Source organism: Chloroflexus sp. (assembly GCF_034431535.1).
In the GTDB taxonomy this organism is placed as follows: domain Bacteria; phylum Chloroflexota; class Chloroflexia; order Chloroflexales; family Chloroflexaceae; genus Chloroflexus.
In genome coordinates this window covers 1-7,226 of record NZ_DAOUDC010000028.1, presented here as the reverse complement: position 1 = coordinate 7,226, position 7,226 = coordinate 1, and the positions used below count along the sequence as shown (strand labels likewise).

The following is a 7,226-nucleotide window of genomic DNA, read 5'->3' as shown; positions in this document are numbered from 1 at the left end:
GACCGTTGCCCTCACAACGCTGGCTAGTATAGCGAATGCCGCCGATTTTGTCAAGCGCCCTCGTCATACGACGGTTTGCTGCATCAGAATGAAGTAAAATGTTTTTGATGACCTGCTGCTACCGTGGGTAATGGTGACGAATTTTTGGATTGATGTCGGAAGTGCGGTCGTCCCACTACCGCACTCGCTGACCAGCGTGTTGATTGGCTATGCTTCGAGGAGCGTATCCTTCCCTGTCGCCGCTTGTGCATGCGTACTCAGCTTCCGGCCAGACCTTAGTCGCATTGTGCTATAGCAATGCGCAGTGGAACGAAACTGCTATACTATCTGAGGTTGCCGCCATGAACGAGGTGCCTATGTGGTTTGCGCTGTTGTGGGTGGTGTGCGCGCTCGCCCTGATCGCGAGTTTTGGCGCGAATTGGCGGCGAATGTGCCGCATTCCGCGCTTGTCGCCGCCTTGTTTGCCGCCCGACCCGCCCTTTATCTCGATCCTCATCCCGGCGCGGAACGAAGAGCGGGCGATTCGCCGTTGCGTGAGCGGGGCGCTGGCCCAGCGCTATCCGCACTTTGAGGTGATTGTGGTTGATGATGGTTCGACCGATCGCACACCGGCGATTTTAGCCGAACTGGCCGCAACCGACTCGCGGCTGCGGGTGGTGTCGGGCCGGCCATTGCCGCCGGGATGGGTCGGTAAGTGTAACGCTTGCCAGCAAGCGAGCGATGCCGCGATCGGTGGGTGGTTGCTCTTTCTCGATGCCGATACGGCGCCGGCCCCTGATCTAGCGGCAGCTTTGCTCTGCCATGCGCAGGCCACTCATGGCGATATGGTGACGATCTTCCCTTTTCTCGAATTGGGGTCGTGGGCCGAACGTTTGGTGTTGCCGCCATTCATTGCGCTCATTGTGTCGATTTTTCCCTTCGAGCGGCTGGCCCAGCCTGATGTGCGTCCCAACGAGGTACTTGCGAATGGCCAGTGCATTTTTGTCCGCCGCGCCGCCTATGATGCGATCGGCGGCCATAACGCTGTGCGCGGCGAGGTGCTCGAAGATGTGCGGCTCGGCCAGACTTTGCGTGCCGCTGGGTTTTCAGTGCGTGGTGCGATTGGGATGGAGTATCTGGCTGTACGGATGTATACCAATGCCGCTGAAGTGGCGGAAGGCTTGATGAAGAACGCTTCCGCGGGTTCACGCAGCGGCGGCTGGCGTTCGTTGACCGGGATGGCGCTGCTGTTGGCGCAAGCCTACGGGCCGCTGATGCTGATGGCTGGTGGTTTGTTGAGCGGCGGCGGCGCTGGGTATGCCGCTGCCGGCGCTGGCCTGCTGGCATGGCTGGTTGGCTTGCTGTTCTGGGGGATGCTGTACCGCCAATTTTACCGGCTTAGCCCACTCTATGCGCTGCTGTGGCCGGTTGGCTTGATGATGTATTTATTTATTGCCGGTTGTGGTATTGTGCGCGTGCAGTTGGGGCACGGGGTGACGTGGAAGGGGCGCCGGTACGCGGGATGATGCCGCGTACCGGCCCTTCTACCGGTTTACGCCAGCTTGAAATCGACGTGGATGAATTTGCGCGTGACCGGGTGGCGTTGCACGACATAAATCACCACCGGGTACGCCGTCCCCTCGATGTCGAGCGTGAACGATTCACCCTTCGGTACGGTGCGGAAGATCTGCTCGAAGTCGCGCTCGTTGATCTGAATCGCGGTCGTTTCCACTCCCTTGCCGTAAAAGTTAGCCGGCAAGATGCCCTCGTGGCGCAGAGTCTTGACCTTTTTGCCGAAGATGTGGCGGCGCTGAGCTGCCAAGGTGGCGTTTGCCATAAGATGCCTCTCTTTTGTGTTTACGGAGGGGAGAAGTTGGCCCGTTGCCAGCCCGAGACCCTCCAGCGATCCGAACGGATAGTATATCATAAAGTGACGGCGGCGCTGTCAATGAGAGGCTGTAGAGTGCTTGCTCCCTGGGTTATGTCGTAGGATTGTCAATGTGGCGAGGTGACTCTTTGGCCGAGATTGCTGGTACCGATTCGATCGCTTTGGTGGCCGATGTGGTCGTTCGCGCGCCAGCGCGCCGGCACGACGGTACATTTGCTTACCGCGTGCCCGTTCATCTTCACGACCTGATCGCCGTTGGGCATCTGGTGTGGGTGCCGTTCCGCCAACAACAGGTGCAAGGGGTGATCGCTGGCTTACAGCGACGTCCGGCCAGGGGGCTGCGCGATCTGATCGATCTGGTCGATCCGGAACTATCGATCCCGCCATTGACGATTGCTTTGGCGCATTGGGTTGCGCAAACGTATTACACCTCTCTGGTCGCGGTACTTGATCTGTGCTTGCCGCCGGGCACGTCTCAGCAGGCTGTCACCACGTGGCGGGCCACTCCCGATGGCCTGCGCTACGAGTTGGGTGGGTTGCCGGAACGGGAGCGAGCGATCCTGTTTTATCTCCGGCGATATGGCGAGCAGAGCGAGCTTGAGTTGCGCGCAGCTTTGCGTGGCAGTGATGCCGATTTGCGCGTGGCGTATCGGGCGTTGGCCGAACGCGGTCTAATTACGCGCGGGACGCGCATCGATCCGCCGCGAGTGCGTCCACGGCGCGAGCAGGTGGCGCAACTGGCCGTCCTTGATTGGGAAAACGCGCTTGGTGAGCTTCGTCGCGCTCCGCGGCAGGCCGCGGCGTTGCGCTGGCTGGCCGAACAGGGAGCGGCCCAACCGTTGGCGGTATTGCGACAGGCTACCGGCCTTGATGTGGCCGGTGTGCGCGCGTTGGAACGGCGCGGTTTCATCGTGCTGTCTGAGCGTGAGGTCTACCGTGATCCGCTGGCGTCGCTGACGCCGCCGCCGGATACCCCGCCGCCATTGACCGCGGCCCAACGCGAGGCTTACGAGACTATTGTGCCGGCGCTGGAGGCCGGTGCCGGCGGCAGATTTTTGCTGCACGGCATTACCGGCAGCGGCAAGACGGAAATCTACTTGCGCTTGATTGCGCGCGCAGTGCGCCTAGGCCGCCAAGCGCTGGTCTTAGCGCCTGAAATTGCGCTCACGGCGCAGTTGGTGCGCCGGTTTGCCGCTCGTTTCGGCAGCCAACTGGCAGTGTTGCACAGCGGTCTGAGTGACGGTGAACGCTACGATGCGTGGCGGCGATTGCGCCGTGGCGAAGCGCGTTTGGCGATTGGCGCGCGCTCGGCGCTGTTTGCGCCCTTGCCCGACTTGGGATTAGTGATTGTTGATGAGGAGCACGAGCCGAGCTACAAGAGCGATTCGGCCCCGCGCTACCACGCTCGCGACACCGCATTGCAATTAGCCGAATTAGGCGGTATTACGGTCGTGCTCGGCAGTGCAACGCCGAGCGTCGAGAGTTTTTACGCGGCTCGCACCGGGCGTCTGCATCTGTTGCAGTTGCCTGAACGGATCGGCAGCCAGATCGGCGTCGATGGTTTGGTGCATACCCGTCCATTGCCGTTGCCGCCGGTGCGAATCGTGGATATGCGGCGCGAGCTGCAACAAGGCAACAACTCGATCTTTTCAACCGCGTTGCAACAGGCCTTGGCCCAGACGCTCGAACGCGGCCAACAGGCGTTGCTCTTCCTCAACCGGCGCGGTGCGGCCTCGTTTGTGTTTTGCCGTGATTGCGGCTATGTCGCGCGCTGTGATCGCTGCGCTGCGCCGCTGACGATGCATTATGATCAAGAAGCGAGCGAATCTGGCGCGCCGGTGAATATTCTGATGTGCCATTCGTGCGGTCAGCGGGCTGTCGCGCCGGTTGTGTGCCCCCAGTGCCTCAGTCGTAAGATCAGAGCTCTGGGAGTTGGCACGCAGCGGGTGGCTGAAGCGGTGCGTGAACTCTTCCCGCAAGCCCGCGTTGCCCGTTGGGATCGCGATAGCGCCACCGGCAAAGATGCGCACGGCAAATTGCTGGAAGCAATGTTAGTGCGCCAAATCGATGTGGTGGTCGGCACCCAGATGATCGCTAAAGGGCTTGATCTGCCCCTCGTAGCACTGGTTGGCGTGATCCTTGCCGATACCGGGCTGCACCAGCCCGATTTTCGCAGCGGCGAACGCACCTTCCAGCTCTTGACCCAAGTGGCTGGGCGCGCCGGGCGGCGCAGCGAGGGAGCGCAGGTGATTATCCAGACCTACCAGCCTGACCATTATGCGTTGCAAGCGGCACGTGAACACGACTATCAGGCGTTTTACCGTGAAGAGATCGCCTTTCGCCGCACCTTGGCCTACCCGCCCTTTGGCCGGCTGATCCGGTTTGTCATCAGCAGTTCTAGTGAAACAACCTGCCGTAAGCAAGCCGAACGCCTTGCCGCCGATCTCCAACGTTACATTGGCGAGCGCGATCTGACCGGCTGGCGCTTGATCGGTCCAGCCCCGGCCTTCTTTCGCCGCCAACGCGACCGTTGGCGTTGGCACGTATTGTTGCGTCTGCCTGCCGATAGCACCACTCAAGCTATTCACGCCGCCCTCGACACGCTCGGCCCGCTGCCCGGCTGGATCATCGACGTTGATCCGGTGCAAGTGTTATGAACACGGCGAACGCCAGCGCAGGCGGATTTGGCGAAATCAAAGACCGGCGCGCAGCCGCGCCGGTCTTTCGGGGTTAAGAGACGTAACCAGATTAAGCGTACTCCGCGACGTTCTGCTTCGCAGCCCGCGCTGCGCGGCGGCGCATACTGGCATCGAGCTGCGCAAAGAACTCGTCGGGGTTGACGCTAGCGGCTGCGCAGGCATCGGCAAAGCGCAGATGGCTGCGGTCGATCCGGTTTTCACGCAAGAAGGTGCGAGCTTCAGCGCCGAACGTCTGCAATACCTCTTCAACCGTATATTGCTCAAAATTCCCGTTGCGCATTGTCGTGCTCCTTACTTATCAAGACTATCTTCGTCGCGACGGCTTCATTGCCGGTTGTGCTTTTATCATACTGGATATTTTGTACAATTGCAAGAGTTCTGATTTGTGCAAGATATACAAATTGCTGCGAGTGATAAAACTCATCGCGCGATGGCAACCTAGTCATTGCGCGGTTCGCCGTATCTGAAGTAATTCGCCACCGCTAGCGCCAATGATGGCCGGAGCAGGGTTATGCCTTGCCTGCAGGGGCTTCGCCGTGCGACTCACTATTACGGGCAGACGTTGTGGGGGATGGTCAAGCACGTGCCGATGCACGAGTACTCGCGCCAAGAACGCAACGGGTTAGACATGGAGCGAAGGAAGGGAGAGGGTATCCGTTCTCTACCCCCTCTTTCCCGTGTTATGAGGGCCATCAGCCCGCGCAGCGGGCTTCTAAAAGAAGCCCGGCCCTTCAGGGCCGGGCTCTCTCGCAACGGGTGCAGCAGGTTGGGAATGAGGCAGAGGAAGGGAGAATCCTTAAATTATCCCTATTCCCCGCTCCCTATCTCTCTTGCTCCCGCCGCGTTGAGAGGCGGACAAAACCCTGTGGTTGAGTACAACCGTTGCTCGCTGTGCGATGCCTCAAAGCGTAGCTCTGCTCTCCTCTCCCGCGCCAGTGGGAGCAGGGGTAGGGGGTGAGGGGCGCCGAGCAGAATAGCCCCAAAGACACCCAAACGATGCAAAACATCGTATGATTGTTGTGCCTTTTGTGTCTTTTTGTGACTATTCAGCCTGTGTAGCGGGCTTCGTAAGGATAGCCCAGTCCTTCAGGGCCGGGTTCCCTGTTGTTCACCCTTGAGATCTCCACACGGTGCGCAGGAAAAACTGGGATGAAGGCTGAAGGCCACAAAAATATGAGACAAGGGCCAACGTCCACCGTGTCGCACAACGCTGCATGTATGAGCAGAAGGTCATAATGGCAACCTTGGTAACGCCGTACACCCAGATGCCGCTGGGCCAGCCGCTGCTTCAGCGCGGTGAGTCCGTTACCTGCCAACTGGCTCAACCATGTCACTGCGTTCTTTGGGGCTGCGTTCATCGGCCTGCAGGGCATACTCGCCGGCCCACGCCTGAATGCCGGGCCAGTCGCGCAGCGCCGCTTGATGCACCGCGTCGGGTCGCCAGATGCGCTCGATGTAGTCGCGATCTATCTGAACGGGATGGAGACTTTTGAATGGCACTACCGTTGTCGTCTCACCCTTGCCCCATTCCTCTTCATCACCGGGACCGAGCGGGAGTGCCAGCTCATGAAACGTAACGAGCTCAGGGTGGCGGGTGCGGTCAATAAGCGCATCGGCGGCCTCGCACACGCGCCCGTGATCGAGTAAGGCGGCCAACAAAACATCGGTCATCCGCGACCGAACCGACAGTTGCGCCAGCCGGAGGAGATCCATCCGCACGAGGAGATCGAGATAGCCGCGCACGGCCATGCGGCTGCGATCGTTGCTACCCCAACGCATGCCGATGCCGGCGGCGGCGGTGGCGGTGGCGTTGCGGCCAAGGCTGCCGGCAACGGTTTGCGCCACTGGGCCGCTGGTGACAACGTAAAACCGGATCGTCTCGCCAAGCGCCCAATGGCGCACAATCTCCGCTCCGCCTTGCCGCTGGTGCTTGATTTCGATCTGCTCGATCCGGGCCGCGCGGAAACGCGCATCGAGTTCGTCATCGCGCCCGGCTTCAATGTGGAAGCCGATATAGGGGCTGAATCGTTTGCTGCCAACTGGCCGGGCTAGGCTTTTGCCGTTGGCGTATTGGAGGGTAATGGCTTCAGTGATGGCTTGAACTCGATTGCGCCCAATCATGCGTTTGCTCCTCTTGGTTGCCGTACCGGATCATGCGCTCAATTATAGTACAAATGTTCGATTTTGTAAAGAGGGCACACCATCACGGCAAAAACAAAAATGACCCCTGCCAAACTATGGCAGGGGTCATCGGATACAGGGACGTTACGGCGCTAGTTTCAGGATGATCGGCACGAAGACGCGCATCGGTTCAACGATGATCTCGTAGTTGAAGCTGGCGGTTTGGCCATTGCTGTCGGTCACGGTGATGATAAAGCTGTACGTGCCGACCTGCGTGACGTTCCCTTCGAGCCGGCCATCAGCGCTCAGCGTGATCCCCGGCGGGAGTTGACCGCTCACTTGGTAGGTATAGCTGCCGCTACCACCAGTGGCGCTCAGTTGCTGTTGCACGTTACTGCCAACTACTAATGATGCCGGTAGGCTCAGCTCCAATTGCGGCGCCTGACCCGGCGTCGGAACCGGGGTGGCTGTCGCGGTTGGGGTAGCCGTGGCGGTCGGAACCGGGGTGGCTGTCGCGGTTGGGGTAGCCGTGGCGGTCG

Annotated in this window: 6 protein-coding genes; 2 read left to right on the top strand and 4 right to left on the bottom strand. The window is 60.2% G+C overall.

Annotated features, from left to right (window positions below):
* Window positions 1–341: 341 nt before the first annotated feature.
* A complete protein-coding gene (locus tag U9R61_RS08160; RefSeq protein ID WP_322488323.1) occupies window positions 342–1,505 on the top strand; it encodes a glycosyltransferase family A protein in 1,164 nt (387 codons plus the stop codon).
* 26 nt (window positions 1,506–1,531) lie between these two features.
* Here the strand turns inward: U9R61_RS08160 and U9R61_RS08155 are convergent, their stop codons facing one another.
* Window positions 1,532–1,816 (bottom strand): 50S ribosomal protein L25, encoded by a 285-nt coding sequence (locus tag U9R61_RS08155; protein ID WP_322488322.1) that lies wholly within the window; start codon window positions 1,814–1,816, stop codon window positions 1,532–1,534.
* 179 nt (window positions 1,817–1,995) lie between these two features.
* On the opposite strand from U9R61_RS08155, the gene priA reads away from it, so the two are divergent.
* Complete coding sequence (gene priA, locus U9R61_RS08150; RefSeq protein ID WP_322488321.1) at window positions 1,996–4,524, top strand: replication restart helicase PriA; 2,529 nt, start codon at window positions 1,996–1,998, stop codon at window positions 4,522–4,524.
* 91 nt (window positions 4,525–4,615) lie between these two features.
* On the opposite strand, the gene U9R61_RS08145 is transcribed toward priA, so the two are convergent.
* The 3 genes from U9R61_RS08145 to U9R61_RS08135 all read right to left on the bottom strand — a co-directional run.
* Window positions 4,616–4,846: a hypothetical protein gene (locus U9R61_RS08145; protein WP_322488320.1), complete on the bottom strand. Its 231-nt coding sequence runs from the start codon at window positions 4,844–4,846 to the stop codon at window positions 4,616–4,618.
* 1,025 nt (window positions 4,847–5,871) lie between these two features.
* Complete coding sequence (locus tag U9R61_RS08140; protein ID WP_322488319.1) at window positions 5,872–6,687, bottom strand: hypothetical protein; 816 nt, start codon at window positions 6,685–6,687, stop codon at window positions 5,872–5,874.
* A 144-nt stretch (window positions 6,688–6,831) separates the two neighbouring features.
* Window positions 6,832–7,226: Ig domain-containing protein (locus U9R61_RS08135; RefSeq protein ID WP_322488318.1), on the bottom strand; the 395-nt coding region annotated here is incomplete at its 5' end.